Source organism: Halomonas sp. 113, assembly GCF_904067645.1.
GTDB lineage: Bacteria > Pseudomonadota > Gammaproteobacteria > Pseudomonadales > Halomonadaceae > Vreelandella > Vreelandella titanicae.
This window is the reverse complement of the sequence record NZ_LR881453.1, coordinates 3768414-3795019: the sequence shown is the minus strand read 5'-3', so window position 1 is coordinate 3795019 and position 26606 is coordinate 3768414. Positions and strand designations below refer to the sequence as shown.

Genomic DNA, 26606 nt, shown 5'->3' with positions numbered 1-26606 from the left:
CTCGATTCTCTTGGTGTCGTGGCTGCCTAATGTGATGGTTCACGCCTCAGAGTGCAACGGCCTTGTGCCAGGGCCGTCGCGCCCATTAAGCAATTTTTTGTTTAAAAACCTTCCAAGACCAGTTTGCCGATCGTGCGGTTGCTCTCAATAAGTGCGTGCGCGCGTTTTAGATTCTCAGCATTAATGGGGCCTAACACCTCGCCTAAGGTGGTTGTTAGCCTTCCATCATCGACCATGGCTGCCACTTCTGTGAGCAGATCGTGCTGCTTGGCAAGATCGTCGGTGGTGAATAACGGGCGGGTAAACATCAGCTCCCAATGCAGCGAAAGGCTTTTCACTTTGAGCTTCCGCACATCGATCAGTTCCGGGTCATCAATCAGTGCCAATTTGCCCTGAGGCTTAAGGGCTTCAACAATGGCCTCAAAGTGGTGATCGGTTTGGTTAAGGCTGATCACCATATCCACCCCGTCAAAGCCTGCCACTTTAAGCGCCTGATCAAGTGGTTGGTGGTGGTCAATCACTGCGTCCGCGCCTAGCGACTTCACCCAGGATTGGCTTTCGGGCCGAGACGCCGTACCAATAACAGTAATATCGGTGAGCTGTTTGGCAAGTTGCACAAGGATTGAGCCCACGCCCCCCGCTGCGCCAATCACCAACAGGCTTTTGCCTTGGGTATCGCGCATGCCCAGCTCTAGCCGGTCAAACAGCAGTTCCCAAGCGGTAATGGCGGTTAATGGAAGCGCAGCGGCTTCAGTGTCAGAAAGGCTTTTTGGCGCTAGGCTGGCGATGCGCTCATCGACCAGTTGAAACTCGGCGTTAGAGCCTTGGCGAGCAACGTTACCCGCATACCACACCCGGTCACCTGGCTGAAAACGCGTAACGGCGCTGCCAACGGCATCCACAATGCCCACAGCATCGTACCCAAGTACGCGCGGCTCGCCGGTTTTCGGCAAGGCGCTGTTGCGCACTTTGGCATCAACGGGGTTTACGGAAATGGCGCTAACCGCAACACGAATATCGTGGGCTTCTGGTGTTGGGATCGGTAACTCAATCTCTTGAAGTGCATCAGGATGATCAATAGGCAGACTTTGGGTAAAGGCAATCGCTTTCATAATGGGGAGTCTCGTGAGTTGTCGTTGCGCCATCATGCCTGGATGTTGTTTTGCTAAAAAGAGGGGTAATCTTGCTAACAGTTTCTAATAAATTTTGAAGATAGCAGGCGCCAGGGGGTCTAATGCGTGTCGATGATCTAAAAGTGCTGACCTATGCCGCCGAGTACGGCAGCCTTTCTGCCGCTGCGCGGGAGTTAGCGATTACTCCAGCGGTGGCCAGTGTGGCCATCAAACGTTTGGAAGACGCGCTAGGCACACGGCTATTGGTGCGCTCTACCCGCAGTTTGCGGCTAACCACCGCGGGCGCACACTACCTTGTGCACGCTAAAGCGGCGCTCAATGCTCTCAACCAAGGCGAGAAAGAACTTCACCGCGAGCGCCAAGAGATCGCTGGAGAGCTCAGTCTTGCCATGCCTTCCGACCTGGGTCGCAATGTGCTGCTGGGCTGGTTGGACACCTTTATGGCCCAGCACCCGCAGTTGCATTTACGCCTGCGAGTAAGTGACCGCGTGAGTGACCTGTTCCGCCAACCCGTAGAAATCGCCCTGCGATACGGCGTTCCAGAAGACTCCAGCCTCGTCGCATTGCCGCTTAAAAGCGATAACTATCGCGTGGTATGTGCCTCTCCAGACTATATTACGCGTCATGGCAGTCCTGCTTACCCCGACGATTTACACCAGCACAACTGTCTGTGTTTCGTGCTTGGCGAACGTGTTCATAACCAGTGGAAGTTTGGGAGTGACAACATCAACGTAAAAGGCAATCGGGTGAGCGACGATGCCGATTGTGTGCGGCGCTGGGCATTGGCTGGCGAGGGCATTGCTTACAAGTCACGGCTAGACGTTGAAGAAGATCTTCGCAATGGTCGCCTAGTGGCAATGCTGGAGGAGTTTCCCTGCGAGCCAACGCCGCTTTACCTTGTGTGCCCTCATCGCCTTTCATTGACGCCTGCCGTGATAGCGTTAAAAGACTTTCTTATTCAGCAGTTAAAAGGTTACAGCCGCTAGCGACTGAGGTCAGGGTTTAACATCAACTTGTATTGCGAATCACTGATATAGGCGTTTATAAAAGGGTTACGCGATTACGTTGTGTTAGTTACATTGCCAGCAGACCAGGAGAACACCATGTTTCATGGGTTTGAAAAACAAACGCGCCACGTTAATGGCGTCGAGATCGCTTTTCGAATGGGTGGCAGAGGCCCGGCACTGCTACTGCTTCATGGCCACCCTCAGACCCACGTGATTTGGCACAAAGTAGCAGAAGAACTTGCCCAACATTTCACCGTTATCGCCGCGGATCTGCGCGGATACGGTGACAGCAGTAAACCCGACGATGATCCTGAGCATCTAAATTACTCCAAGCGCGCTATGGCGCAGGATATGGCTGAGCTAATGAGCGCGCTGGGTTTCGAGCGTTTTAAAGTGCTGGCCCATGATCGCGGCGCGCGGGTCGCCCACCGTTTAGGTGTTGACCACGCTGAACGCGTAGAGCGCATGGTGCTGCTGGATATCGCCCCGACGCTTGCCATGTATCGCGGCACCAACGAGGCCTTTGCACGCAGTTACTGGCACTGGTTCTTCTTGATTCGGCCTCAGCCGCTGCCGGAAATGCTGATCCAGAGCGATCCCACCCAATATCTGAAAAGCGTAATGGGTGCCCGCAGTGCCGGTATGGCGCCTTTCTCCTCAGAAGCCCTGGCCGAATATGAGCGCTGCTTGTCGCTCCCCGGTACCGCCACCGGCATTTGCGGCGACTACCGCGCCAGCGCCACGATTGATTTAGCGCACGATCAGGCAGATATCGACGCGGGTGTAAAACTCACCTGCCCGATAAAAGTGATGTGGGGCGCTGAAGGCGCTATTGAAGCCTGCTTCGATGCTTTAAGCGAGTGGCAAAAAGTCGCCACCGATGTAGACGGCAAAGCGCTGCCTTGCGGCCACTACATCGCTGAGGAAGTTCCTGAAATGCTGCTTGAGGAAGCGCTGTCGTTTCTATGCAAGAAAGGATGACAATAGTGTTTAGATAAACCGATCATAGCCTGGCGGCAGATCGGTTTATTTATTTCCGTCTTTAACGCTCGATACTGCTAACAATAAGCGCCGCATTGACGCCACCAAAACCGAATCCGTTGCACAATACATGCTTAGTGACGTGCTTATGATGAGTCGCCGTGACGAAGGTTAAATCCTGCATATCATCATCGCAGTGCTCAAGATTGATGGTAGGCGGAAGTTGCTGCGTATTGGCTGCCAATACAGAGAAAATACTCTCTATGCCCCCTGCTGCGCCTAAGAGATGGCCTGTGGCGGCTTTCGTTGCCGAAATCGGGATGGCGGGCAAGCGCTCGCCGAATACATTACGCAATGAGGCAATTTCAGCCCGGTCGCCAACGGGGGTCGAGGTAGCGTGGGCATTGATATGGTCAATAGCATCAGTGGTAAGGTTCGCCATGCCTAGCGCTGCTTGAATCGCTGCTGCTGCGCCAGCCCCATCTTTTGGGCCTGCCGTTAGATGATAGGCATCTGCGCTGGTGCCGTAGCCGCTAATCACCGCTAACGGCGTTGCACCCCGCGCGACCGCATGCTCAAGCGTTTCGATCACCATAACGCCAGCGCCTTCTCCCATCACAAAACCGTTACGGGCTTTATCAAAGGGTCTGGACGCGCGTTCAGGGTTGTCTGCTTCTGTGGAAACGGCCTTTAGAGCGTTAAAGCTGGCGAGTGAAAGCGGGTCAATACATGCCTCGGCACCGCCGACGAGGGCTACATCGGCTTCTCCATTGCGTATGATGCGCATACCGTCGCCAATCGCCTGTAGACCTGCCGCGCAAGCCGTTACTGGGCACCCCAGTGGGCCTTGAAAACCATAGCGAATGGACAGATTGCCCGCAGCCAAATTGGCTAGAAAGGCGGGCACCGTGAAGGGGGAAAGTTTGCGATAGCCTCGCTCGGCAAGGGTTTTTTGGGCTTGAGTAATGGTAGGGAAGCCGCCAATGCCGGAACCAATAATGGTGGCCGTTCTGCGTTTCTGAGCCTGCTCAACGGGAAACCAGTTGGCCTGTGACAGTGCCTCTTTGGCTGCCGCCAATGCGTAGAGGCTGAACAAGTCCATTTTGCGCTGCTCTTTGGGGTCAGCTATCTCATCCAGGTCAATACCGCCGCTGGGGTCATGGCTAATGCTCGGCACCACCCCGGCAATTTTGATCGGGATATTACTTGTGTCAAAGCGGTCAATGGTGCTGATGCCAGACTGACCGTTAACCAGTCGCTGCCAACTTGTGTTGACGCTGTTGCCTAGCGGGCTGACCATACCCATGCCAGTAATCACGATAGGTGAGTGCATAGTGACTCCTGAATTATTGATATGGTCACCCTAGCAATGGGCAATATATGATCAAGATAATATTTAGCTGACGAGGTAGATATGCCTTATCCCAAGAGCCATAAATCGAAAACCAAAGAGCGCATTTTGGCTTCGGCGACAGAGCTATTCAGCCGCAATGGGTTTCAAAAGGTGTCGATCGGTCAGATCATGAAGCTAGCCAAGATGACCCATGGCGCCTTTTATGCACATTTCGCTTCAAAAGAGGCCCTTTACAATGAGTCTGTGCGTCTGACCATTGATAACAGCCGAGCAGCGAGACTGGTAAAAGGCCCGCTTTCGTTGCAGCACTTAACCGAGTTAGTCGCTAACTACTGCAATCTCCAAGAGTTGGAAGCTAAGCATAAGCCGGGGCCTGAAGCGGTACTGTTCAATGAAATAGGCAGTGAAAAAGCAGAAATCCGCACTATGTTTGAAGCGTCATATATGAGTATGAAAAAGATGCTTGAAACGCGATTGATAGCGCTGAGTAAGCTGAAACAACTTCCCTTTGCCGATGACCGCAAAGCGATTGCTGATAAATCCCGGGTCATATTGGCCTCCTTGATAGGGGCCGTCGCCATTGCCAAAAGTTTGCCGGGGGAGGTGGAGCGAAAGCAGGTGTTGGTAGCCACACAACGCCAGATTTTGCTGATGCTCGGGGTCAGCGAAGCTGAGGCGGAGCGTATGATGCAAGCTCAATAGTGCGTGAAGAGAACCCCGAGTTGCTGCTGTAGTAAGAACAACCATTTTTGCACGACATGTGGTAGATGATTTGGGAGACTGACCAAGACGAAGCGGGTAAAAAACTGGATAATGGGCCGCAATTCGCCTACTGCCCACTGCTAGTCAAACTCATTGCTCCGGATGCCCGCTCATGGAAATCAAAGTTAACTATCTCGACAACCTCCGCCTGGAGGCCAAGTTCGACGATTTTACGGTTATCTCCGACCAGCCGATTCGCTATAAAGGTGACGGCTCGGCACCGGGGCCGTTTGACTACTTCCTGGCATCGTCTGCCATGTGTGCGGCCTACTTTGTAAAGGTGTATTGCAACGCCCGCGATATTCCTACCGAAAATATTCGTCTTTCCCAGAATAATATCGTCGATCCGGAAGATCGCTATAAGCAGATTTTCAAAATCCAGGTCGAGCTGCCTGAAGATATTTCTGAAAAAGACCGCCAGGGCATTCTGCGCTCCATTGACCGCTGCACGGTCAAGAAAGTGGTGCAAACTGGCCCTGATTTCCAAATCGAGACGGTAGAAAACATCGATGAGGACGCCCAGGCGCTGCTTATGGGCGCGCCGGAAGGCGGCAGTACCTACATCGAAGGTAAAGACCTGCCGCTGGAGCAGACCATTGCCAATATGAGCGCGATCCTTGCTGACCTGGGCATGAAGATCGAAATCGCCTCCTGGCGTAATATCGTGCCTCATGTTTGGTCATTGCATATTCGCGATGCGGCCTCCCCCATGTGCTTTACCAACGGCAAAGGCGCGACCAAAGAGAGTGCGCTGTGTTCGGCGTTGGGCGAGTTTATCGAACGTCTGAGCTGCAACTTCTTCTATAACGACCAGTTCTTTGGCGAAGAGATGGCGGGCAGCGCCTTTGTTCACTACCCCAATGAGAAGTGGTTCAAGCCGGGCCCGAACGATGAACTGCCTGCGGAAATCCTCGACGAGCACTGCTTGGCGATCTATAACCCGGAAGGCGAGCTGTGCGGCTCAAACCTGATCGATACCAACTCGGGGCGCGAAGACCGGGGCATTGTCTCGCTGCCTTATGTGCGTCAATCCGATGGCGAAACGGTTTACTTTCCTTCCAACCTGATCGAAAACCTGTTCCTGAGTAACGGCATGAGCGCGGGCAATACCCTGGTGGAAGCCCAGGTGCAGTGTCTGTCGGAAATTTTCGAACGGGCAGTGAAGCGTGAAATCCTTGAGCAGGAGCTAACCCTGCCGGATGTACCGCAGGAAGTGTTAGCAAAGTACCCAAGCATAGTAGAGGGTATTAACGCTCTGGAAGCCCAGGGGTTCCCAGTGTTGGTCAAAGATGCCTCCATGGGCGGGCAGTTCCCGGTGATGTGCGTCACCTTGATGAACCCGCGCACCGGTGGCGTGTTTGCCTCCTTTGGTGCCCACCCAAGCTTTGAAGTGGCGCTGGAACGCAGCTTGACCGAGCTGCTACAAGGTCGAAGTTTCGAAGGCCTGAACGATCTGCCGCTGCCCACTTTTAACTCACAGACGGTTTCCGAGCCCAACAACTTCGTTGAGCACTTTATCGACTCGGTGGGCGTGGTCTCCTGGCGCTTCTTTAGCGCCAAGCCCGATTTTGAATTCAGCGAGTGGGACTTCTCCGGCAGCAACGAGGAAGAAGCCGAGACACTGTTTGGTATCTTTGAAGAGCTGGGTGCCGAAGTGTATATGGCGGTACACGAAGACCTGGGCGCGCCGGTGTGCCGAATTCTGGTGCCGGGCTACTCGGAGGTATATCCCATCGAAGATCTGATCTGGGATAACACCAATAAGGCGCTGGATTACCGCGAGGATATTCTTAATCTGCATCGCCTCGACGATGATCAACTGACTGACCTGGTCGAGCGGCTGGAAGAGAGCCAGATGGATGACCACGCCGATATCATTACGCTGATTGGTATCGAGTTTGATGAAAACACCGAGTGGGGACAGCTGACGATTCTGGAACTGAAGCTGTTGGTCTACCTGGCGCTTGGCCGTCACGAAGAAGCGCTGGACTGTGTGCAGATGTTCCTGCAGTACAACGACAACACCGTCGAGCGCGGCCTGTTCTACCAGGCGGTGAACGCGGTGCTGGAAATTGTGTTGGATGACGAGCTGGCGCTTGAAGATTATCTGCATAACTTCCAGCGCATGTTCGGCGAAGCCACCATGGTGGCGGTGGTTGGTTCAGTGAGTGGCGAGGTACGTTTCCACGGCCTAACGCCCACTAACATGCAGTTAGAAGGCCTAGAGCGCCACCAGCGCTTGATTGAAAGCTATAAAAAGCTCCACGCTGCTCGGGCGGCAAAAGCGGGCATCTAAGCATTATCCAAAAATGATGATCGTTAACTGCTGGCGTTACGGCGCCAGTAGAGAAGCCGGTTTGCTCCGTACAGTCGGTCTAATCAGCAGAGTGGAACCAGGATTGGTGACTGAGGAATTCGATTAACTCGCTGCGAAACAGCTTGGCCCGCGCTGAAAGGCTTCGCCGGTAGGGCCATACCAGGAAAATTTCCCTGTTGAGCCCCTGCCACTCAGGCAGTACTCGGATTAACTCCCCCGTTTGTAGGCTGTTGGCCACCATGCTGGTAGGCATCAAGGAAACGCCGGCGCCCGATTGGGTGAGATTCAGCACAATACTCATGTCGTTACTGATGTGAAAATGGCTTTTGCGGCAAGTGTACTGACTGCCTTCCCTGTGCGTGAGATGCCAGTCGCTAAACATTTTGGCGGCCACGCTGGGGCACGCTTCTAACTCATCAATCTTACTGGGAAGAGGATGCATCATGGTGGGTGATGCCACCAATATGAGCTCTATATAGCCCAGGTATTTCTGGATCAGCGTATCGTCTTTTTGTGGCCCAGAGCGTAGTGCAATATCCGCTTGTTGGCCGCGAATGTCGGCTACGTTGTTGTCCAGCTCGATGGTCAGCGAAATCTCAGGGTAGCGATGGATAAAGTGACGCCAAAATGCATCTAGCGGCCCGCTGCCCAAATTGACCGGCGCCATAATTTTCAACGGCCCGCTTAGGCTATGCAGCGTTTGATCCAGATCCAAAATGCGCTGATCTAGTGCGAGCACCAATTCCTCACATTCGCGGTAGTAGGATTCGCCGTGAGGCGTCAACGTCAACCCCTTGGTTGAGCGATAGAGCAACTCAACGCCTAGCGTGGCTTCTAATGCGCTTATACGCCTCGACACGGTGGCAATAGTCATCTTCAACGGTGCCGCCGCAGCCGTGAGACTGCGTTGATTAGCGGCCACGATAAAGATATTTAGGTCATCTAACGAGGGTTTTCGCATTTTGCAATTCTGTAAAATTGATTCTCATATATTGGCATATATTACCGTTATAGATGTTTGTTAATCTACCTGCACTTATACATCATCCTTAGGTACTCTCATGAAACATAGAATTATCTTCGCTATTCTCATGTCGTTTACGCTATCGCTAATTATGTCTGCCTGGGTGACCTACGTGAATATCGGCATGCATGCTGATTTTGTTGGCATCTGGATGCACGCTTGGTTTCTTGCCTGGCCAGCCGCTGGGATCATTGCGTTTATCAGCGGCCCCTTTATCCATAAGTTAGCCCACCGCATTGCCGAGAAGGTCTGACGGCTTGCCTGATGCACTATGGTGCACCCACTGATGCAGCGAGTGCACACAACTGCACCGCTGCGCCAAATTTAATCCTGCCCCACACTTGGTAAAACGTTCTCCGCGGCGCGAATTCCACAAGCGCGATAACAAACGACGCGAATTCAAACATAACGCTAATACAAAAACGCGGAGAGAATCACATGCTCGATATGCTCAATGACCTCCTGTGGGGGAAGGTTCTACTAGTGCTGCTGGTGGGCGTTGGCATCGGTTTTACCGTTGCGTCCCGCTTTGTACAGTTTCGTTATTTCGGTGAGATGTTTCGCATCCTCGGTTCCGGCCAAGCCTTTAAGCGCAATAAACACGGCCATTTAAGCTCGTTTCAGGCGCTGGTGCTCTCAGTGGCTGGGCGCGTTGGTGGTGGCAACATCGCCGGCGTAGCGGTTGCGATTACCTTGGGTGGCCCAGGGGCGATTTTTTGGATGTGGTTGGTGGGTTTAATGGGTATGGCCACCAGCTTTTTGGAATGCACCCTGGCACAGACCTATAAAGAAGCCGAAGGTGACGGCACCTATCGCGGCGGCCCCGCGTACTACATTGTTAAAGGGCTGGGTAAGCAGTGGCGCTGGCTGGCAGCGTTCTACTCGGTACTGCTGCTGTTGACCTTCGGTTTTGCCTTTACCGCACTGCAATCCTATGCGGTGGCAACCTCTTTCGGCGATGCTTTTGGCGTACCGGTGCTTTATAGCGGTATTGCCCTGGCGATGCTGGTAGGGCTGATTATTTTCGGCGGTATTAAGCGTATTGCACGTATTTCCGAGGTTTTGGTGCCCTTTATGGCGGTGAGCTATATCGCCATTGCGCTGCTGGTCATCGCCATGAATATTACGGAAATACCTGGCGTGATTGTGCTGATTGTAAAGAGCGCTTTCGGCCTTGAACCACTGATTGGTGGCGGTATTGGCGCGGCAATTATGATGGGCCTGAAGCGTGGCCTGTTCTCTAATGAAGCGGGCTTGGGTAGTGCGCCAAACGTCGCGGCGGTGGCCTATGTGCCGCACCCTGCCAACCAGGGCATCGTGCAGGCGTTTTCGGTATTTATCGATACCGTGATTATCTGTTCCGCCACGGCGTTTGTGATTCTGCTCAGCGGTGCTTATGACCCGACCGTAGGTGCTGGTGTTGAAGGCATCGCCCTGACCCAGGCAGCGCTGGCCGACCATGTGGGCGAATGGGGCCGCACTTTTGTCAGTTTGGCACTGTTGCTGTTTGCGTTTAGCACCATTCTCTACAACTACTACTTGGGTGAGAACAGCCTCAACTTCTTTAGCCGCGACAACCAGAACCTGTTTAACGCCTTCCGCGTTGCCATCGTGCTGTTGGTTTGCTGGGGCGCGACCACTGATTTGGGCACCGTGTTCGGCTTTGCTGATGTCACCATGGGGCTGCTCGCCGTGGTCAACCTGATTGCGCTGATCATGCTGTTCAAGTGCGGCCTGCGCATTTTGAAGGACTTCGATGGTCAGCGTCGGCAGGGCATCAAACAGCCGATTTTTGACGCTAACCAGCACCCAGATCTTGACCTGGATCCAAAAGCCTGGGAGCTAGAGCCTGAAGAGGCCGAAGCGTTAAAGCAGCGCCTGGAAGGCGTGCCTGCGAAGTAAGTATTTATTTAGACGACTGTACTGATTAGGAAAGGAGTGGCCATGCCCCGCGTACTGATGCTCTATACCGGTGGGACTATTGGTATGCAGCCATCGTCACAGGGTTATATACCTTGCGCGGGGCTGGCCGAACGCCTAGCGGCGCATTTGGCATTGGACGATCTTTACCGGCTGCCAGCGTTTGATGTGCTGGAAATGCAGCCGTTGATTGATAGCGCCGAGCTAATGCCAGAGGCCTGGAACCGTTTGGTGGCACAGCTGGAAATCCACTGGTCGTGCTATGAAGCGTTTGTGATACTCCATGGCACCGATACCATGGCGTACAGCGCCGCGGCGCTTTCGTTTATGCTCGGTGCGTTGAATAAGCCGGTGATCTTCACCGGCTCCCAAATTCCCCTGGGTGAGCCAAGAAGCGATGCGCTGAATAATGTGTTCAGCGCGCTGCAGCTTGCGGTTCACCCCGCAACACCTTGTGAAGTAAGCCTGGTGTTTCACGACCGGCTGTTGCGCGGTAACCGAGCCCGCAAGGTGCGCACTCAAGGCTTGGATGCCTTCGACTCACCCAACTTCCCCTGGCTTGCCGAGCTTGGCATTGGTATAAACTTCCCTCAGCCCTCGGCGCTGCTAAGCGGTAAACCGAATTTTGCACCTATTGAGGTGGACGACGAGGCGGTGGCGGTACTGCCGCTGCATCCAGGAATGTCGCTGCGCCGCGCAAAGGCGTTGCTGGCGGATAAAACGCTAAAAGGGCTGGTGCTTTATAGCTACGGGGTTGGCAACCCGCTTAGCTTTGAAGGCGAGCTGCTTGACGCCTTGAAGGCGGCCAGCGAGAGAGGCGTAGCGCTGCTTAACGTCACCCAGTGTGCCCAAGGCGAGGTAGTGCAGGGCGCCTACGCCACCGGTGCCGCACTCAATCAAGCGGGCGTGATTGCCGGAAGTGATATTACCCTGGAAGCAGCTATCGCGAAACTAACCGTACTCATTGGGCAAGGGCTGGTGGGGTCAATGCTGAGCAAGGCATTGAGTGCGCCCATGCGCGGTGAGTGTAGCCGTTAAGCTTATCAGCGGGAAGAAACGCTCAGCGCGGTGACGGTTAGCAAGATGATCCCCATACCGACCATTTGAATAACGCCCAGGCTTTCGTTTAACACCGCTACACCAAACAGGGTGGCGGTAATCGGCTCGACCATGGCAACCATGGAGGCTAGCGCAGGTGCCGCATGCTTGATACCTACCACGTACAGCAGAAAAGATAGTCCAGCGCCGAGAATGCCCAGCGCCACAAACAGCGGCAGCTCCGGAGCGCTGATAACGCTGACAGCCTGGTTAATGTCCGTTGGAAACAGCAGTGCGATGGCTAGCACGGTGAAGGCGACCGAAAGAATTGCCTGAGGACTGCCATGGGGCGCGGCATACTTGAAACCAAAAATGAACGCTGTATAAGAGAGCCCGGCAAGCAGCCCGGTGCCTACGCCAATTAACGAGAGACCACTGGCGCTGATGGCATACAGCTTGGTTAACAGCACAATACCCACCATGACCAGCGCAATGGCCAGCCACTTGGCAGCGGTGGGGCGCTCTAGTTTGAGGGAAAATGAGACGAGGTAGACAAAAACAGGGGCGCAGTACATCAGGGTGGCAGCGACCGCAACGTTGCCATACTCAATACTAAGAAAATAGAACGTAAAATTGCCAGCGACGCCCAGGCCTGCAACCACTGACCAGAACCAAAGCCGCTTGCTGTTTAGGCCGCTATGCCGACGTTGAAGCAGCAGCCACCCAAGTGCGAAGAGAAGCCCTATAAACCCTCGATAAAATGACACGACGGCTGCATCCCAGCCGTCGTCTAACAAAATGCCTGCGATTCCCCCAGATATCCCCCAGCAGAAGGCCGCCAGCGCTATCAATAAACTGCTTGCGCCTGCCATATTTCACCTATCGTCCTTGAGCGGTAAACACTCGGGAGCAACGAATGTTTAAACGCATTTCTACTGCTTAGCGATGGCTCCTGATCTACTGCCTGTAGACCTTAATGCGGCTCCCCTGAAAGGTAGACGCTGAGCCCAGTGAACGAAAGCCAGCTAACACCAGCTATCCAAAAAACCAGTAACACACCGCAATCGCAGTGGTTACTCCCGCCACATCGGCGACCAACGCACAGCCCAACCCGTGGCGAATGCGAGTGATACCCACGGCGCCAAAGTAGACAGCCAGCACATAGAAGGTGGTTTCAGTGCTACCTTGCATAGTGGCCGCGAGTAGCCCGGCGAAGCTGTCTACGCCGAAAGTATCCATGGTTTCGATCATCATGGCGCGGGCGCCGCTGCCAGAAAGCGGTTTCACAAAGGCGGTGGGGAGAGCATCGACAAAGCGGGTGTCCCAGCCAAAGCCTTCTACTATCCAGCGGATACCGCCTAAGCCAGCGTCTAAAACGCCGCTGGCGCGCAGTACGCCGACTGCCACCAGCATGGCGATCAAGTAAGGCAGCAACGTGATGGTAAAGCTCAGCCCCTCTTTTGCACCTTCAATAAAGGCGTCGTACACCCTCACCCCACGTAACGCCCCGACCATTAAAAACATCATCACGATGCTAAATAGCGTCAGGTTACCGACTAGCGTAGAGGCCGCGGCTAGCGCCTGGGCGGACATGCCTGCCAGCGTGGTTATCAGTAGCCCCAACGCAAGTGCAGCAATCGCTAAATAGGCTAGCACCACGGGCTGCCAGAGTTTTAAGCGCTGCATCAGTGCCACCGCCAAAAGCCCTGCCAGGCTGGAGGCGGTTGTCGCTAGTAAAATAGGTAAAAAGACCAGAGTGGGGTCGGCGGCGCCTTGCTGGGCGCGATACATAAAAATCGTTACCGGCAATAGCGTGAGAGAAGAGGTATTGAGCACCAGAAACAGAATTTGTGCGTTGCTGGCGGTCTCACTGCTGGGGTTAAGGCTCTGCAGCGAGTGCATCGCCTTGATGCCAATCGGTGTGGCGGCGTTATCCAGACCCAGGATATTCGCCGCGAAGTTCATGCTGATCAGCCCCATAGCAGGGTGGCCGCGAGGAACCTCTGGCATCAAGCGGCAGAACAGCGGGTCGAGCACCCGTCCAAGCAGGCGAATCAAGCCTGCCTTTTCGGCAATCGAAAGAAACCCTAGCCACAGCGTCATGGTGCCCAGCAGCACCAGGATAATATCAACGCTCACTTCCGCCATGTCGAACAGTGACTGCACCAAGCGGGCAAATACCTCGCTATCGCCGCCAACCAACCACTGCCAGAGTGAGGCCGCGAAGGCAGCGATAAAGAAGCTTAACCAAATTCCGTTGAGCATGGGGAGTGGGCATCCTGGGGGGTAAGAGTTTTTATATCTCCAGCAATGCCACTTATCCTAACCAATGAGCGCCCGTCACCGCTAACCCGACAGCGAAAGAAAGAACAGAATCAGCGGCGGGGAGAGCAGTGAAAGGATAAAACCGCTGACCACGGCAATGGGTACGCAGGCCACACCGCCGTGCTGCTGAATGACGGGCAGGGTGAAATCCATGGAGGTGGCGCCGCCGTAACCAATCGCCAGTGCGGTATGGCGGTGAATCACCAGTGGAATCAATATAAACGCCAGCAGCTCCCGGGTCAGGTCGTTGAAGAACGCCACACCGCCCATCAGTGGGCCTAGCTGGTCGCCGATCAAGATGGCCGAAAGAGAGTACCAGCCAAAGCCTGACGCCATCGCCAGGCCTTCGTTCCAGCTTAATGAGAGCAGCGGGGCGGCAGCCAAGCCTGCCAGCAGCGAACTTATTGCTAGCGTCACCGCAATCGCCAGCCCCATGCGGTTAAGTAAGATCTGCCTGAGTGGCATGCCGGAGTTACGCAGCTGGCAGCCAATCAGTGCCAGCAGCAGGTAGAGTACCCATTCGGCCAGTAAATCTGCGCTGTTGAAAAGCCTATCACCCAGGAGTGGCCCCAGCAGCAGGCCAGCGATAACTCCCCCTGCCACCACGGCGACCAATAACAGCGAACCCTGCATGGCCGCCAGCTTACTGGTCGGAGCATTTTTCACCACCGGTGAGCTACCGGCCTTAAGCGTTAAACGGCGCGATAGCCACCATAGTGCTGCTAAGTTAAACAGCGTGGTAATGCTAAATAACAGCAAGGCGTTGCCACCCAGGCGCGAAAGCTGGCTAGTCAGGTTTTCAAGCCCGGCAAGGCTTATGCCCATGAAGAGCAGAATCAGGTAAACCGAGCCATTAACCGCTCGGTTGATCAGGTTCTGTAACTGTATGGAACGGACGCGAACCAGATAGCCAAGAAAAAGCGGTAGTAGAACAATCAATAAACCGGAAAACATTTAGGGCGTCGCGCCACCGTTTGGGTTGAAGTTAGTTAATGTCAGCTGCGTTTCGCGGCGACCCTCTTTTCGATACACCGCAGAAAGAATCAGCCCGGGCCAGTCAGGGTGAAAGCTAATGGTTAGCAGGCGGTCGGGCTTCTCGATATCAATGAGCGATACGTTCAGTGCTTCAAACTCTCCTGCGGGAACCTCAATGCTGCCTGGGGCGGTAACATAATATTGAAAGTGCTCATCGCGGCCTTTTTGATCGACAAACTCAATCGCGCAGGGCGTGCTTTGTGTACAGTTTTCGTGTCCCGCCCGGCGGGAGAGATCAAATAGCGCCGCTTGGCGATCTAAAGTGGGGATCTCACCTTCGTTCAGTTGATAGCTATCACCCACGCCCAGCACCGAATAGCTGCTGCTAAAGAGCAGAGCGTTGGTGTCATTGCCATTGAGCGAAAAACGGCTGAACTCCTGGCCGCGCGCCACGGTGATTGAAAAGCGCATATCGCTTAACCAGTGATTCCCTTCGTTAGAGAGGCGATGGGTAATGGTAGCCCCAGGCCAACCGCGAACCTCAAGCCGGTACTGTGCTTCAAAGGGTTGGGGGGCTTCAAAGGGCTGCGGCTCTTTGAACGTCTCAGTTGCTAATGCCATGCCACTTGAGCAGGAAATAGCAAAACCCAACCCCACACACCTGAGCGCGCGGCCAGGTAGTCGTGCGAAAACATTGACCAAGGGCCTTTCCTCCATAAAGGGTATCTTCCTAAGAGCCTTTAGCCACTGCTTGGTTCCCAGCGCGCCAGTATAGCCTGGGTGAGGGGTGGCGTCAGTAACCTGCTTCCGGGTTGATGGTGGAGAGTTTTTCACCCGATTCAAAGGCATGCAAGTAAGCGATCACTTGGTCGATGGCATCATTCAGCGGAGTAGGCGCCGCCATATGGGGTGTGACGATTACCTTAGGATGCTGCCAGAGCGGGTTGTCAGTGGGCAGTGGCTCTTCCTGGAAGACATCCAATAGCGCACCCCGCAGGTGCCCCGGCTGGTTACCGCTACCCAGTGCTTCCAATAGCGCCTGCTCATCAATCAAGCTACCCCGGCCAGGATTAATCACACTAGCCCCTTGGGGCAGCTGGGCCAGCCGCTCGGCGTTGAGAATATGTTGAGTGGCGGCCGTATCGGGCAAAATGGTGATCAGGCTCTGCACTTGGCCGAGCAGTTCGCTTAATCCATCATCGCCATGAAAGCAGTGCACGCCACGGATCTGCTTGGGGGAGCGGCTCCAGCCCAGTACAGGGAAACCTGCTTGCTCCAAGGCGCTGGCCACAAAGCTGCCAATAGCGCCCAGGCCTAATACACCCACCGGCCACTGGGATTTTTCCACCACCTCTTGCGGCTTCCAAGTGGCGTTTTGCTGCTGCTCTGAGTAACGATCCATGCTGCGGTAAAAGTGCAGTACGCCATAGAAGGCGTAATCGGCCATCAGCTCGCCCATGCCCGCATCGCGCAATTTTACAATTGGCACGTCGCTGGGCAGGCCTGGGGTTTTCAGCAAATAATCCACCCCTGCGCCTAAATTGATGATGCCTTTGAGCTGGGTCTGCTCTTGCAGTAAATGGGCGGGGGCTTTCCAGATGGCGAGATAGTCAGCGTCTTTACGCTCATCCGCTGGTGCCTCGCTGGTGAGTACGGTGGCTTGGGGCAACGCTTCCGCAAGCGCCGCTTGCCACTGTGCCGCCTCATCAATATGCACAACAATTTTCATTTCGTTTCCTCTCGCTAAACGTGTTTCCAATGCAGGTTATCATGGTGAGCGATAGGTGCCGTTGCAAGCTCGCATAGTGCAAATAACGATGCCGTATGCACTTTTTGTCATAAAGCCTTTGACCGCTAACCAAGGGTCGGTGCTAGTATCGGCTTAAGACGACATTGGCGGGCCTGCTGCAAGCGCGGCAGATGCAACCCCGACGCCTGATCGGTGGTGGCCAGGTCGATCCTGTGGCCCAGCGTTGCGTGCCTATAGTAGGCAGTGCGCTGGTTCTTGGTGATCTTTAATGGCGAGTTGCCCGATGACTCAGGTTTCCCTGCCTTTCACGCGCGAAGAGTACGCTAACCGCCTGTGGAAAGTGCGTGCTGAAATGGCCAGTCGTGGTATTGACGTACTGATCGTCAGTGACCCTTCCAATATGGCTTGGCTGACCGGCTACGACGGTTGGTCGTTTTATGTGCATCAGTGTGTGCTGGTGGGCCTTGAAGGCGAGCCGGTATGGTTCGGGCGGCGTATGGATGCCAACGGTGCTCTGCTCACCTGTTGGATCGATCCCGAAAACATTACCTACTATCCGGATTACTACGTACAGAATCCGGACATGCACCCGATGGAGTATCTGGCTCAGTCGATCATGCCGGATCGCGGCTGGCATCTGGGGGTGGTGGGTATGGAGATGGATAACTACTACTTCTCCGCCAAGGCCTATCTAAGCCTACTGCGCGAACTCCCCCATGCGCGTTTTATGGATGCCAATGCGCTGGTTAACTGGTGCCGGGCGATCAAATCGCCGCAAGAAGTGGCCTATATGCGCATTGCCGCCAAGATTGTGGAAGGCATGCATACGCGTATTCTTGAAGTGATTGAGCCTGGCTTGCCCAAGAGCAAGCTGGTGTCAGAGATTTACCGCGTTGGCATCGAAGGTTTTGTGGATGAGAACGGCAAAGTATTTGGCGGCGACTATCCCGCCATCGTGCCCATGCTGCCTACTGGTAAAGACGCCGCCGCGCCACACCTAACCTGGGACGACACGCCGTTCCGCAAAGGTGAAGGTACTTTCTTTGAGATTGCCGGGGTGTTTAAACGCTATCATGCGCCGATGTCGCGCACCGTATTTCTGGGCACACCGCCGACGGATTTTATTCGCGCGGAATCAGCTCTGCTAGAAGGCATCGAAAATGGTTTGGCAGTGGCCAAACCTGGTAACCGTACGGCGGATATCGCCATGGCACTGGGTGCGGCGATGGATAAATACGGTTTTGACCGTGGCGGCGCCCGCTGTGGTTACCCTATCGGTATCTCCTATCCGCCCGACTGGGGCGAGCGCACCATGAGTCTGCGCCCCTCGGATGAAACCATTCTCCAGCCAGGCATGACGTTCCACTTCATGCCTGGGCTATGGGTCGATGACTGGGGTCTGGAAATTACCGAAAGCATTCTGATTACCGACGATGGCTGTGAGACGCTGGCCAATTTCCCGCGCCAGCTGTTTGTGAAGTAGTGCTGATATAGCTGCCCGTAACATAAAGGAATTTTTTCATGACGACGATGCGACCAAGTCCCATTTCCGCCACCGTTGATTTTGATGCCGATGGCGTGCAGCACGGCTTTTTAAAGCTACCGATCTCTACCGATGAGTCTGCCTGGGGCGCGGTGATGATTCCTGTGACCGTGGTAAAAAACGGCGAAGGCCCCACGGCACTGCTGACCGGCGGCAACCACGGCGATGAATATGAGGGCATCACCTCGCTACTGAAACTCTCTTCAACGCTGAAGGCAGAGGACGTGACAGGGCGGGTGATTATCGTGCCGTGCATGAATACTCCAGCGGTTATGGCAGGCAAGCGTACCTCTCCGATGGACAAGGGCAACCTCAATCGCAGCTTTCCCGGCGACCCCAATGGCAGCGTCACACCGCAAATTGCCGACTACTTCACCCGTGTGTTGGTACCCATGGCGGACGTGGTGCTCGACCTTCACTCGGGCGGCCGCACGCTGGATATTCTGCCCTTCGGCGCGTCTCACGTGCTGGATAATAAAGAGCAGCAGCAGGCCGCTCTGGAAGGTGCCAAAGCGTTCGGCGCCCCCTATGCCATGGTGATGTTTGAGTTGGATGCGGAAAAACTCTTCGACACTGCCTGCGAGCGCCAGGGCAAAGTCTTTGTGGCCACCGAGCTTGGCGGCGGCGGTACTTCCACCCCACAAAGCATTGCCATTGCCGAGCGCGGCGTGCGCAATTTCCTGATTCACTACGGCCTTGTAGAAGGCGAAGTGGAAATGCCCACAGGTGGGCAACTGTATCTCGATATGCCCGACGCCAGTTGCTACGTGCAGAGCCAGCACTCCGGCGTGTTAGAGCTATTGGTGGCCCTGGGTGATGAAGTGAAAAAAGGCCAAACCATCGCCTACGTGTACGACATGACCCGCAGCGGCACCGATCCGGTTGCCTATAAAGCAGAGCGCGACGGCATTCTAATGGCTCGCCGTGCCCCCTCACTGATCAATATGGGGGATACCCTGGCGGTGATTGCCGATGTTGTTGAACGCCTGGAGGCGTAATCCTCGGCATGATGAAACTTGACCGTTACGATCTGAAAATTCTCGATATCCTCTCCCGCGATGGGCGAATCACCAAGTCGAAGCTAGCCGAGGCGATCAATCTCTCGGTCAGCCCCTGCTGGGAGCGGGTAAAGCGCCTGGAAAAGGCTGGCATCATTGAAGGGTATACCGCGCGCATCAACGCGGACGTGTTGGTGCCGCGCAATCCTGTCTGGGTGCAGATTGAGCTCAAGCAGCACAACGCCGAAAGCTTCACTCGTTTTGAAGCGCTAGTGATGCAAACCCCGGAAGTTACCGAGTGTGTGGCGGTGGGCGGTGGGGTGGATTACTTAGTGAAGTTTGAAGCGCGCACCATCGATAGCTACCAGCGTTTGATGGATAAGTGGCTGGTCTCTGAAGCCGGTATCGAGCGCTACTTCACCTATATCGTGACCAAAACCGTCAAGCGCGTTCCTATAGGCATTGATACCGACGACATTCTTTAATGTAGTTTTGGCCCCCTATCGTAAGCCCACCAAAAAAAAGCACTGCCAAACGCTCTCTGACAAAAAAAGTCGCGTGATAAGTCTCGGTTTTCAAAAACACTTCGTGGCTCCTCTCCGTTAACCTGTGGGCATTCGACGGCAAGGCTAATCAGCACTTGCTGACAATGCCACACAGTGACTGCAGCGCTCGGTTAGCCAGACTGCATTTGAGGGGGAGGTTCCCATGACCACACTATCGACCACGCTCGCCAAGCGCCTGGAAGATCCGCGTCTGTTCCGGCAGTACGCCTACGTGAACGGTAAGTGGACTCACGGGGAAGGCGGTCGCGAAGAGGCTGTCTATGACCCCGCTACCAATGAAGCCATTGGTCATATCCCGTTGCTGGAAGCCGAGCAGATAACCGCCGCTGTAGATGCCGCTGAAGCCGCTTTTGTACAGTGGCGGGCGCTACGCGCCGATGAGCGCTGCGAGCGCCTGCTGGCCTGGTATGACCTGATTCAAGCTAACCGTGAAGACCTTGCGACCATCATGACGCTGGAGCAGGGTAAGCCGCTGCCCGATGCCCGTGGGGAGGTGCAGTACGGTGCCAGTTTCGTGCGCTGGTTCGCCGAAGAGGGTAAGCGTACCTATGGCGAAACCATCCCCAGCCATATTCCCAACGCATCACTTGGTACCATTAAAGAGCCGGTGGGAATCGCGGCGATGATTACTCCATGGAACTTTCCGTTGGCGATGATTACCCGCAAAGCTGCGGCGGCGCTGGCAGCGGGCTGCCCGGTGATCGTCAAACCCGCCAATGAAACGCCCTTCTCGGCGTTGGCGCTGGCGGAGCTGGCCGAGCGTGCTGGGATTCCCGCGGGGATTTTCAATGTGGTGCTGGGCGATCCTGCGGAAGTCTCAAAGATTCTCTGCGCCGAATCGCGTATTCGGGCGTTGTCGTTCACCGGTTCCACCCGCGTGGGCCGTCTGCTGATTGAGCAGAGCGCTAATACCGTCAAGCGGCTCTCCCTGGAGTTGGGGGGCAATGCACCGTTTATCGTTGGGCCCGATATGGATCCCAAAGAGGCGGCCTTTGCAGCCATTGACGCCAAGTTCCAAACCGCTGGGCAGGACTGCTTGGCTGCTAATCGCATCCTGGTGCACGAATCTATCCATGATGAATTCGTAGAGCATTTCAGCGAGCGTATGGCGGCGCTTACCGTGGGCAATGGCCTCCACAGTGAGATAGACCTTGGCCCGTTGATTCACCGTCAGGCGGTAGAAAAGGCGGCCGCGATTGTCGATGACGCCATTTCCAAAGGCGCCAAGATGGTGGGGGGTGATCAAAGCCAAGCACCGGGGGAAAACTTCTTTATGCCGGTGATGCTGACCGGCGTGACGGCGCAGATGAAAGTGTGGCGGGAAGAGAACTTCGCGCCTGTGGCCGGGATCACCGCCTACAGCACCGACGACGAAGTGATTGAAATGGCCAACGACACCGAGTACGGCCTGGCGGCGTATATCTATACCCACGATATTCGCCGCATCTGGAAGCTGATGCGCGCCCTGGAGTACGGCATGGTCAGCGTTAACTCGGTTAAGATGACCGGCCCGCCGGTTCCCTTTGGTGGCGTGAAGCAGTCTGGCCTTGGCCGTGAAGGCGGTGCCACGGGTATCGATGAATACCTGGAAACGAAGTATTACTGCCTGGGCGCGCTGGGTTCGGTGTCGGGTAGTTAAGTCCGGGAACTTGAGTTGGCCTTGTGGGAGGCCGGCTCGGCCGGGCGAAGGCACCGTTAGGTGCCCAAAAATAAGTTCATCATTAATGAATAAAGCACCTCCCCGCTGACTGGGGAGGTTTACCGTACAGAGAGAACACTATGAGCTTGCATCAGGATTTGATCGAACGCGACCGTAAAGTCACTTTCCACGCCTCTACCCACTTGCGCGATTTCGCCCATGGCGATGCGCCGGGCCGCGTGATTACCGGCGGCAAAGGCATCAATATCGTGGATAAGGACGGCCGCGAATTTATCGACGGCTTTGCCGGGCTTTACTGCGTCAACATCGGCTACGGGCGCACCGAAGTCGCCGAGGCGATCTATAAGCAGGCACTTGAACTCTCTTACTACCATACCTACGTAGGTCACTCCAACGAGCCGCAGATCGAGCTTTCCGAGCGTATTCTAAAAATCGCCGGGATGAATATGTCCAAGGTTTACTACGGCATGTCGGGTTCTGATGCCAACGAAACCCAGCTCAAGATCGTACGCTACTACAACAACGTGCTGGGCCGCCCGCAGAAGAAAAAGGTTATCTCACGTATGCGTGGTTACCATGGTTCGGGCATTGCCTCGGGCTCGCTGACCGGCCTGAAAGCATTCCACGACCACTTCGATCTGCCCATCGATACCATTCGCCATACCGAAGCGCCGCATTACTACCTGCGTGCCGCCGAACAGCACGGCATGACCGAGCTGGAGTTCTCTGCGTATTGCGCTGAGAAACTGGAAGCGATGATTCTGGAAGAAGGCCCGGATACCGTGGCCGCCTTTATCGGTGAGCCGGTACTGGGTACTGGCGGTATCGTACCGCCGCCGGAAGGCTACTGGGATGCCATTCAAAGCGTGCTGGCGAAGTATGACGTGCTGTTGATTGCCGATGAAGTGGTCTGTGGCTTTGGCCGTACCGGCTCTGACTTCGGTAGCCACCACTACAATATGAAGCCTGACCTGGTCACCATCGCCAAGGGCTTAACTAGCGCCTACCAGCCGCTCTCCGGCGTGATTGTTGGCGAGAAGGTGTGGCAGGTGCTGGAGCAGGGCACCGGTGAGTATGGCCCCATCGGCCACGGCTGGACCTACTCTGGCCACGCTCTGGGCTGTGCGGCAGGGCTTGCCAACCTGGATATCATCGAGCGTGAAAACCTGGTGGGTAACGCGTCGGAAACCGGTGCTTACTTCCAGCAGCAGCTAAAAGCCAATTTCGAAGGTCATCCGCTGCTGGGCGACGTTCGTGGTGTAGGCCTGATGGCGGCACTGGAGTTCTCTCCGGATGCCAAGCAGCGCCTGCACTTCGACCCAGCGCTTAAAGTCGGCCCTCGCGTGGCGGCTGCCGCCATGGAAGAGAACCTGATTGCCCGGGCCATGCCGCAAGGCGATATTCTCGGCTTTGCGCCGCCGCTGACCATTAATCGTGGTGAAGTGGACGAGATGATTGGCCGCGCCAAGCGCGCCATTGACCGGGTTACCGATGAGCTTACGCGCTCTGGCGACCTGAAAAGCGGTGAAAAAGAGGCCGCGTTTACGGTCTGACCGAGTGTCGTAGTCTTCTGAGCGCCGCTGCCTGTGCAGCGGCGCTTTTGTTATTGAAGGTGTCGTCTATGCTAAAGATATAAGCTGAACTCAGGTCACAATCAATTGAAAGTTAAGGAGTAGCCAACGATGCAACCGGTCTTAGCCTTCGATGTATACGGTACGCTGATCGATACCCAAGGCGTTACTGTTGAGCTCGAACATCGCCTAACGGATGCTTCCAAAGCTGGCGAATTTGCTCGCCGCTGGCGCGATAAGCAGCTTGAGTACAGCTTTCGCCACGGCCTGATGGGGGCTTACGTGCCGTTCTCGGAGTGCACCCGCGAAGCGCTGGTTTTTATTGACCGCGCACTGCAAACCGGGCTTTCGGATAATGACCAAGATCATCTGATGGCGGTGTATGCTGAGCTGCCCGCGTTTGACGATGTAGTGCCTGCGCTCGATCAGCTTCGCGAAGCGGGCATACGCTGCGTGGCGTTTTCGAACGGCACAGCAGATGCCGTGTCCAAGTTACTCACTCGAGCAGGCGTTGAGAGCCATATGGACGATGTAATCAGCGCCGATGAGGTAAAACGCTTTAAGCCAGACCCAGCAGTGTACGCGCATTTGCGTAGCCGCTTAGAGACACGCCCCGAGCACACATGGTTGGTTTCCAGTAACCCTTTTGATGTGATTGGCGCCACCCATGCAGGCCTACGCAGTGCCTGGATACGGCGCAGTTCCGACGCCCCTTTCGACCCTTGGGGTGTCGAGCCGGATATGACGGTTACCGATCTAGAAGCATTGGCCGAGCGCATAATCCGCTAGGTTGTTAACCTACGTCGACAAGCCGCATAATGACGTACGCTTAACGACTTAGGAGATGACCATGTCAGAAAAAATTTACTGTGTTGCCGGTTTTAAGCCCAAACCTGGCAAAGAAGAAGCGGTATTCAAAGCGCTTCAGTCGTTAGAGCCGAACACCCACCGGGAAGATGCGTGCATTCACTACACCGTAACCCGGCAGATTGATAACCCCTTCGCCCAGGGCACCAGTTATCCGATTGTTTTTCATGAAATCTGGGCCAGTCGCGAAGAGTTTGAAGCCCATTGTCAGCGCAAAGAGATTCAAGACTTCTTTGCCAAGCACGTTGAAGCGCCGGATGGCGATATCGAAGATGCCAACGTGTGTGTTTATACCGACGAACCATGGAATTTTGACGCGCCCAAGGTTTAAGCGAATCAAGGTTTAGTGAAAAAGGAGCCAACATGACCGATAAAAAGATGAACGTCGAGAGCTTTAACCTGGATCACACCAAGGTAAAAGCCCCGTACGTTCGGTTAGCCGATATTAAAGAAGGCCAGAACGGCGACCGTATTCATAAATATGACTTGCGTATCTGCCAGCCCAATAAAGAGCATATGGAGATGCCGGCACTGCACTCCCTTGAGCACTTGATGGCTGAGTTGTCGCGCAATCACACCGATAAAGTGGTCGATATCAGCCCCATGGGCTGCCAAACCGGCTTCTACATCGCAATGATTAACCACGACGACTACGACGGTGTGATCACTATCATCGAACAAACCCTGAACGATGTGCTAGAAGCCACCGAAGTGCCTGCCTGCAACGAGATGCAGTGCGGCTGGGCCGCCAGCCACAGCCTGGAAGGCGCTAAAGAATTGGCCAAAGGCCTACTGGCCAAGCGTAGTGAGTGGACTGAAGTGTTCGCCTAAGCGCTATGTGGCAGCAAAAGGTCGTTAGACGGCGCCTCCCCCTTGTTACATATAGCAAAGGGGGAGGCGTTTTTATTGAGCGTGCTTTAACGAATGGAAAACGCCGACCAACAGTGACATGCTGGCGCATTGAAAGCATTTTTTCATGGGGGAAGCGTTACTATGCTGTTGGACACGTGGCTTTTATACCTAATCGCCTGCCTTGGCCTTTCGCTTTCGCCTGGGCCAAACGGCCTGCTGGCGCTGACCCACGGCGCGCTACATGGCAGCCGTAGAACCCTGTTTACCATCGTAGGCGGCGCCACAGGATTTATGCTGATTATTGCCCTGTGCATGTTTGGCATTGGTGCGCTGCTTAAGTCGTCGGTGGTGTGGTTAACAGTGCTGAAATGGGTCGGTGGGGGGTATCTTATTTGGCTGGGTATCCAGGTATGGCGCTCGCCGCCGATTACGGGCGAGGTGGATGTGAGCGCAAGCCAAGCGAGCGGGTGGCATCTGTACCGCCAGGGGGTGCTGGCATCGGTTACCAACCCCAAGGTACTGTTATTTTTTAGTGCTTTTCTACCTCAGTTTATCGACCCACAGCGCAGTTTGATGCTGCAATATTTCGTGCTGACAGGCACCTTTGTGGCTATTGAATGTATGGTTGAAGGCCTGCTCGCCAATATGGCTAACCGCATTCGCCACTGGCTGAAGCGTGTTGGCCGCGGCTTCAATCGCACTTGCGGCGGCATCTTCGTTGCCATCGGGGCTGCGTTGCCGCTGCGCCCATGAATGCGGCTTTGCGTGGTGGCGAGCGCACGATAGAGAACCATTGACTTCCGCTTATGATGCCCCTATAAACTGGGTACAACCCATCACTCTAGGCCCTCATGTTCCTCCTAATCACGATTGCTACCCTTTCAATCGCGTTCTCGTTTTTATGTTCCATCCTTGAAGCGGCGCTTCTTTCAATTACACCCAGCTATATTGCTAAGCAGAAAGAAGACAACCCCAAGCTGCACGCCTCGCTTACGCGCCTGAAGGCTAATATCGACCGGCCCCTAGCCGCTATTTTGACGCTCAATACGATTGCCCATACTGTTGGTGCAACTGCTGTGGGGGCTCAAGCGGCGGTCGTGTTTGGCGAAGCCTCTATTGCCATCGTTTCGGCAGTAATGACAATGGCGATTTTAATACTGTCGGAAATTATTCCTAAAACCATAGGCGCGACGTACTGGCGCGGCTTGTCACCGTATTTGCCACGCCTGTTAAACCCGATGATCATTGGCTTGCTGCCTTTTATCTGGATGTCGGAGCAGATCACCCGCCGGCTAGGTAAGTCAGAGCATGATGTCGATCTGCGTGATGAAATTAAAGTACTTGCCCGCGTCGGCCTGGAAGAGAAGGTTCTGGACGAGGACGAGTCGCGCACCATTATCAATATGCTCAACTTGCACGATATCGTCGTCAGCAAAGCGATGACGCCGCGCACGGTGTGTGAAACCGTTTTGCCTGACATGACCGTGAAAACGTTCGATGAGCAGTATGGCAAAGCACCGTTTACGCGCTTCCCAGTGATGGACAACGGTGAGCAGGCCTTTGGTTATGTGCATAAAGCCGATATGTACCACGCTGACGATGCCAAAACGATGCGCGAGTTGATGCATCCGATTGGCAGCGTGGACGTCTCACATAACATCGAGCAGGTATTCACCTCTATGCTAAAAGATCACCTGCACATGCGGGTTGTCTACGACGAGCATGGCACTTTTGTAGGTTTAATCACGTTAGAAGACATTATCGAAACCATTCTGGGGCAAGATATTGTCGATGAGACCGACAATGTGGCCAATCTACGCCACTATGCTAAACAGCAGTGGATCAAGCGGGTTAAACGGGAAGATAAAGCTGCCAAAGCAGCCGAGTAATCCCAAAGAAGGTGCTCTCTGTTGTTGATTTAAAGCGGCGCCTTGGGGCGCCGTTCTGCTTTTACAGGCATTTA

The 26606-nt window shown here is 54.8% G+C and carries 25 protein-coding genes; 17 read left to right on the top strand and 8 right to left on the bottom strand.

All coding sequences use genetic code 11. The annotated features are described in order from the left end of the window. Positions 1-101: 101 nt before the first annotated feature. Complete coding sequence (locus tag YERSI8AC_RS17940) at positions 102-1112, bottom strand: zinc-binding alcohol dehydrogenase family protein (protein ID WP_022522314.1); 1011 nt, start codon at positions 1110-1112, stop codon at positions 102-104. Between the two features lie 122 nt (positions 1113-1234). Between YERSI8AC_RS17940 and YERSI8AC_RS17935 the strand changes: the two genes are divergently transcribed. Next, positions 1235-2119 carry a LysR family transcriptional regulator gene (locus YERSI8AC_RS17935; RefSeq protein WP_009287358.1) on the top strand — a complete coding sequence of 295 codons (885 nt, stop codon included), beginning with the start codon at positions 1235-1237 and terminating at the stop codon, positions 2117-2119. Between the two features lie 117 nt (positions 2120-2236). Further along, the gene (locus tag YERSI8AC_RS17930; protein ID WP_138799889.1) at positions 2237-3121 is read left to right on the top strand and encodes an alpha/beta fold hydrolase; all 885 of its coding nucleotides are present in this window, start codon (positions 2237-2239) and stop codon (positions 3119-3121) included. A gap of 61 nt (positions 3122-3182) precedes the next feature. Here the strand turns inward: YERSI8AC_RS17930 and fabF are convergent, their stop codons facing one another. Further along, positions 3183-4454, bottom strand: coding sequence for a beta-ketoacyl-ACP synthase II (gene fabF / locus YERSI8AC_RS17925; protein WP_022522316.1), 1272 nt, complete (start codon positions 4452-4454; stop codon positions 3183-3185). A gap of 81 nt (positions 4455-4535) precedes the next feature. On the opposite strand from fabF, the gene YERSI8AC_RS17920 reads away from it, so the two are divergent. Both YERSI8AC_RS17920 and YERSI8AC_RS17915 read left to right on the top strand, forming a co-directional pair. Next, positions 4536-5177: a TetR/AcrR family transcriptional regulator gene (locus YERSI8AC_RS17920; RefSeq protein ID WP_022522317.1), complete on the top strand. Its 642-nt coding sequence runs from the start codon at positions 4536-4538 to the stop codon at positions 5175-5177. Positions 5178-5349: 172 nt separating this feature from the next. Beyond that, positions 5350-7533 (top strand): OsmC domain/YcaO domain-containing protein, encoded by a 2184-nt coding sequence (locus YERSI8AC_RS17915; protein WP_022522318.1) that lies wholly within the window; start codon positions 5350-5352, stop codon positions 7531-7533. Between the two features lie 79 nt (positions 7534-7612). Here the strand turns inward: YERSI8AC_RS17915 and YERSI8AC_RS17910 are convergent, their stop codons facing one another. Further along, positions 7613-8515, bottom strand: a complete 903-nt coding sequence (locus YERSI8AC_RS17910) for a LysR family transcriptional regulator (protein WP_022522319.1) — start codon at positions 8513-8515, stop codon at positions 7613-7615. 100 nt (positions 8516-8615) lie between these two features. Here YERSI8AC_RS17910 and YERSI8AC_RS17905 point away from each other — a divergent pair, with 100 nt between their 5' ends. The 3 genes from YERSI8AC_RS17905 to YERSI8AC_RS17895 all read left to right on the top strand — a co-directional run bounded on the left by YERSI8AC_RS17905 (position 8616) and on the right by YERSI8AC_RS17895 (position 11536). Next, positions 8616-8831 carry a DUF2798 domain-containing protein gene (locus YERSI8AC_RS17905; protein WP_022522320.1) on the top strand — a complete coding sequence of 72 codons (216 nt, stop codon included), beginning with the start codon at positions 8616-8618 and terminating at the stop codon, positions 8829-8831. Between the two features lie 185 nt (positions 8832-9016). Further along, a complete protein-coding gene (locus YERSI8AC_RS17900) occupies positions 9017-10480 on the top strand; it encodes an alanine/glycine:cation symporter family protein (RefSeq protein ID WP_022522321.1) in 1464 nt (487 codons plus the stop codon). Between the two features lie 42 nt (positions 10481-10522). Continuing rightward, on the top strand, positions 10523-11536 hold the full coding sequence (locus YERSI8AC_RS17895) for an asparaginase domain-containing protein (RefSeq protein ID WP_022522322.1): 1014 nt from the start codon (positions 10523-10525) through the stop codon (positions 11534-11536). Positions 11537-11541: 5 nt separating this feature from the next. Here YERSI8AC_RS17895 and YERSI8AC_RS17890 read toward each other — a convergent pair whose 3' ends face one another. From YERSI8AC_RS17890 to YERSI8AC_RS17870, 5 genes are all read right to left on the bottom strand, one after another. Beyond that, positions 11542-12408, bottom strand: a complete 867-nt coding sequence (locus YERSI8AC_RS17890; protein WP_022522323.1) for a DMT family transporter — start codon at positions 12406-12408, stop codon at positions 11542-11544. Between the two features lie 163 nt (positions 12409-12571). Further along, on the bottom strand, positions 12572-13801 hold the full coding sequence (locus tag YERSI8AC_RS17885; RefSeq protein WP_022522324.1) for a nucleoside recognition domain-containing protein: 1230 nt from the start codon (positions 13799-13801) through the stop codon (positions 12572-12574). Between the two features lie 81 nt (positions 13802-13882). Further along, complete coding sequence (locus YERSI8AC_RS17880; RefSeq protein WP_009287351.1) at positions 13883-14815, bottom strand: lysine exporter LysO family protein; 933 nt, start codon at positions 14813-14815, stop codon at positions 13883-13885. Continuing rightward, positions 14816-15457 (bottom strand): hypothetical protein, encoded by a 642-nt coding sequence (locus tag YERSI8AC_RS17875; RefSeq protein ID WP_082116920.1) that lies wholly within the window; start codon positions 15455-15457, stop codon positions 14816-14818. A 172-nt stretch (positions 15458-15629) separates the two neighbouring features. Then, on the bottom strand, positions 15630-16565 hold the full coding sequence (locus tag YERSI8AC_RS17870) for a 2-hydroxyacid dehydrogenase (RefSeq protein ID WP_022522326.1): 936 nt from the start codon (positions 16563-16565) through the stop codon (positions 15630-15632). A 304-nt stretch (positions 16566-16869) separates the two neighbouring features. Between YERSI8AC_RS17870 and doeA the strand changes: the two genes are divergently transcribed. The 10 genes from doeA (at position 16870) to YERSI8AC_RS17820 (ending at position 26532) form a co-directional block, all read left to right on the top strand. After that, the gene (gene doeA / locus YERSI8AC_RS17865) at positions 16870-18069 is read left to right on the top strand and encodes an ectoine hydrolase DoeA (RefSeq protein ID WP_027958052.1); all 1200 of its coding nucleotides are present in this window, start codon (positions 16870-16872) and stop codon (positions 18067-18069) included. 38 nt (positions 18070-18107) lie between these two features. Then, complete coding sequence (gene doeB, locus YERSI8AC_RS17860; protein ID WP_022522327.1) at positions 18108-19127, top strand: N(2)-acetyl-L-2,4-diaminobutanoate deacetylase DoeB; 1020 nt, start codon at positions 18108-18110, stop codon at positions 19125-19127. Positions 19128-19135: 8 nt separating this feature from the next. Beyond that, positions 19136-19612 (top strand): Lrp/AsnC family transcriptional regulator, encoded by a 477-nt coding sequence (locus YERSI8AC_RS17855; RefSeq protein WP_022522328.1) that lies wholly within the window; start codon positions 19136-19138, stop codon positions 19610-19612. Positions 19613-19835: 223 nt separating this feature from the next. Continuing rightward, positions 19836-21332 (top strand): NAD-dependent succinate-semialdehyde dehydrogenase, encoded by a 1497-nt coding sequence (locus tag YERSI8AC_RS17850; RefSeq protein ID WP_027958051.1) that lies wholly within the window; start codon positions 19836-19838, stop codon positions 21330-21332. Between the two features lie 140 nt (positions 21333-21472). Continuing rightward, a complete protein-coding gene (locus YERSI8AC_RS17845; protein WP_009287349.1) occupies positions 21473-22906 on the top strand; it encodes an aspartate aminotransferase family protein in 1434 nt (477 codons plus the stop codon). Between the two features lie 129 nt (positions 22907-23035). Continuing rightward, a complete protein-coding gene (locus YERSI8AC_RS17840) occupies positions 23036-23713 on the top strand; it encodes a haloacid dehalogenase type II (protein WP_009287348.1) in 678 nt (225 codons plus the stop codon). A gap of 61 nt (positions 23714-23774) precedes the next feature. After that, on the top strand, positions 23775-24122 hold the full coding sequence (locus tag YERSI8AC_RS17835; RefSeq protein WP_022522330.1) for a putative quinol monooxygenase: 348 nt from the start codon (positions 23775-23777) through the stop codon (positions 24120-24122). A gap of 32 nt (positions 24123-24154) precedes the next feature. After that, positions 24155-24622 (top strand): S-ribosylhomocysteine lyase, encoded by a 468-nt coding sequence (locus YERSI8AC_RS17830; RefSeq protein ID WP_022522331.1) that lies wholly within the window; start codon positions 24155-24157, stop codon positions 24620-24622. Positions 24623-24784: 162 nt separating this feature from the next. After that, on the top strand, positions 24785-25396 hold the full coding sequence (locus YERSI8AC_RS17825) for a LysE family translocator (protein ID WP_022522332.1): 612 nt from the start codon (positions 24785-24787) through the stop codon (positions 25394-25396). Positions 25397-25494: 98 nt separating this feature from the next. Further along, positions 25495-26532: a CNNM domain-containing protein gene (locus YERSI8AC_RS17820; RefSeq protein ID WP_009287346.1), complete on the top strand. Its 1038-nt coding sequence runs from the start codon at positions 25495-25497 to the stop codon at positions 26530-26532. The last annotated feature ends 74 nt before the right edge of the window (positions 26533-26606 follow it).

Coding starts and splice junctions, on each gene's coding strand:
- YERSI8AC_RS17940 (WP_022522314.1), bottom strand. CDS start 1,112: ATGAAAGCGATTGCCTTTACCCAAAGTCTGCCTATTGATCATCCTGAT.
- YERSI8AC_RS17935 (WP_009287358.1), top strand. CDS start 1,235: ATGCGTGTCGATGATCTAAAAGTGCTGACCTATGCCGCCGAGTACGGC.
- YERSI8AC_RS17930 (WP_138799889.1), top strand. CDS start 2,237: ATGTTTCATGGGTTTGAAAAACAAACGCGCCACGTTAATGGCGTCGAG.
- fabF (WP_022522316.1), bottom strand. CDS start 4,454: ATGCACTCACCTATCGTGATTACTGGCATGGGTATGGTCAGCCCGCTA.
- YERSI8AC_RS17920 (WP_022522317.1), top strand. CDS start 4,536: ATGCCTTATCCCAAGAGCCATAAATCGAAAACCAAAGAGCGCATTTTG.
- YERSI8AC_RS17915 (WP_022522318.1), top strand. CDS start 5,350: ATGGAAATCAAAGTTAACTATCTCGACAACCTCCGCCTGGAGGCCAAG.
- YERSI8AC_RS17910 (WP_022522319.1), bottom strand. CDS start 8,515: ATGCGAAAACCCTCGTTAGATGACCTAAATATCTTTATCGTGGCCGCT.
- YERSI8AC_RS17905 (WP_022522320.1), top strand. CDS start 8,616: ATGAAACATAGAATTATCTTCGCTATTCTCATGTCGTTTACGCTATCG.
- YERSI8AC_RS17900 (WP_022522321.1), top strand. CDS start 9,017: ATGCTCGATATGCTCAATGACCTCCTGTGGGGGAAGGTTCTACTAGTG.
- YERSI8AC_RS17895 (WP_022522322.1), top strand. CDS start 10,523: ATGCCCCGCGTACTGATGCTCTATACCGGTGGGACTATTGGTATGCAG.
- YERSI8AC_RS17890 (WP_022522323.1), bottom strand. CDS start 12,408: ATGGCAGGCGCAAGCAGTTTATTGATAGCGCTGGCGGCCTTCTGCTGG.
- YERSI8AC_RS17885 (WP_022522324.1), bottom strand. CDS start 13,801: ATGCTCAACGGAATTTGGTTAAGCTTCTTTATCGCTGCCTTCGCGGCC.
- YERSI8AC_RS17880 (WP_009287351.1), bottom strand. CDS start 14,815: ATGTTTTCCGGTTTATTGATTGTTCTACTACCGCTTTTTCTTGGCTAT.
- YERSI8AC_RS17875 (WP_082116920.1), bottom strand. CDS start 15,457: ATGGCATTAGCAACTGAGACGTTCAAAGAGCCGCAGCCCTTTGAAGCC.
- YERSI8AC_RS17870 (WP_022522326.1), bottom strand. CDS start 16,565: ATGAAAATTGTTGTGCATATTGATGAGGCGGCACAGTGGCAAGCGGCG.
- doeA (WP_027958052.1), top strand. CDS start 16,870: ATGACTCAGGTTTCCCTGCCTTTCACGCGCGAAGAGTACGCTAACCGC.
- doeB (WP_022522327.1), top strand. CDS start 18,108: ATGACGACGATGCGACCAAGTCCCATTTCCGCCACCGTTGATTTTGAT.
- YERSI8AC_RS17855 (WP_022522328.1), top strand. CDS start 19,136: ATGATGAAACTTGACCGTTACGATCTGAAAATTCTCGATATCCTCTCC.
- YERSI8AC_RS17850 (WP_027958051.1), top strand. CDS start 19,836: ATGACCACACTATCGACCACGCTCGCCAAGCGCCTGGAAGATCCGCGT.
- YERSI8AC_RS17845 (WP_009287349.1), top strand. CDS start 21,473: ATGAGCTTGCATCAGGATTTGATCGAACGCGACCGTAAAGTCACTTTC.
- YERSI8AC_RS17840 (WP_009287348.1), top strand. CDS start 23,036: ATGCAACCGGTCTTAGCCTTCGATGTATACGGTACGCTGATCGATACC.
- YERSI8AC_RS17835 (WP_022522330.1), top strand. CDS start 23,775: ATGTCAGAAAAAATTTACTGTGTTGCCGGTTTTAAGCCCAAACCTGGC.
- YERSI8AC_RS17830 (WP_022522331.1), top strand. CDS start 24,155: ATGACCGATAAAAAGATGAACGTCGAGAGCTTTAACCTGGATCACACC.
- YERSI8AC_RS17825 (WP_022522332.1), top strand. CDS start 24,785: ATGCTGTTGGACACGTGGCTTTTATACCTAATCGCCTGCCTTGGCCTT.
- YERSI8AC_RS17820 (WP_009287346.1), top strand. CDS start 25,495: ATGTTCCTCCTAATCACGATTGCTACCCTTTCAATCGCGTTCTCGTTT.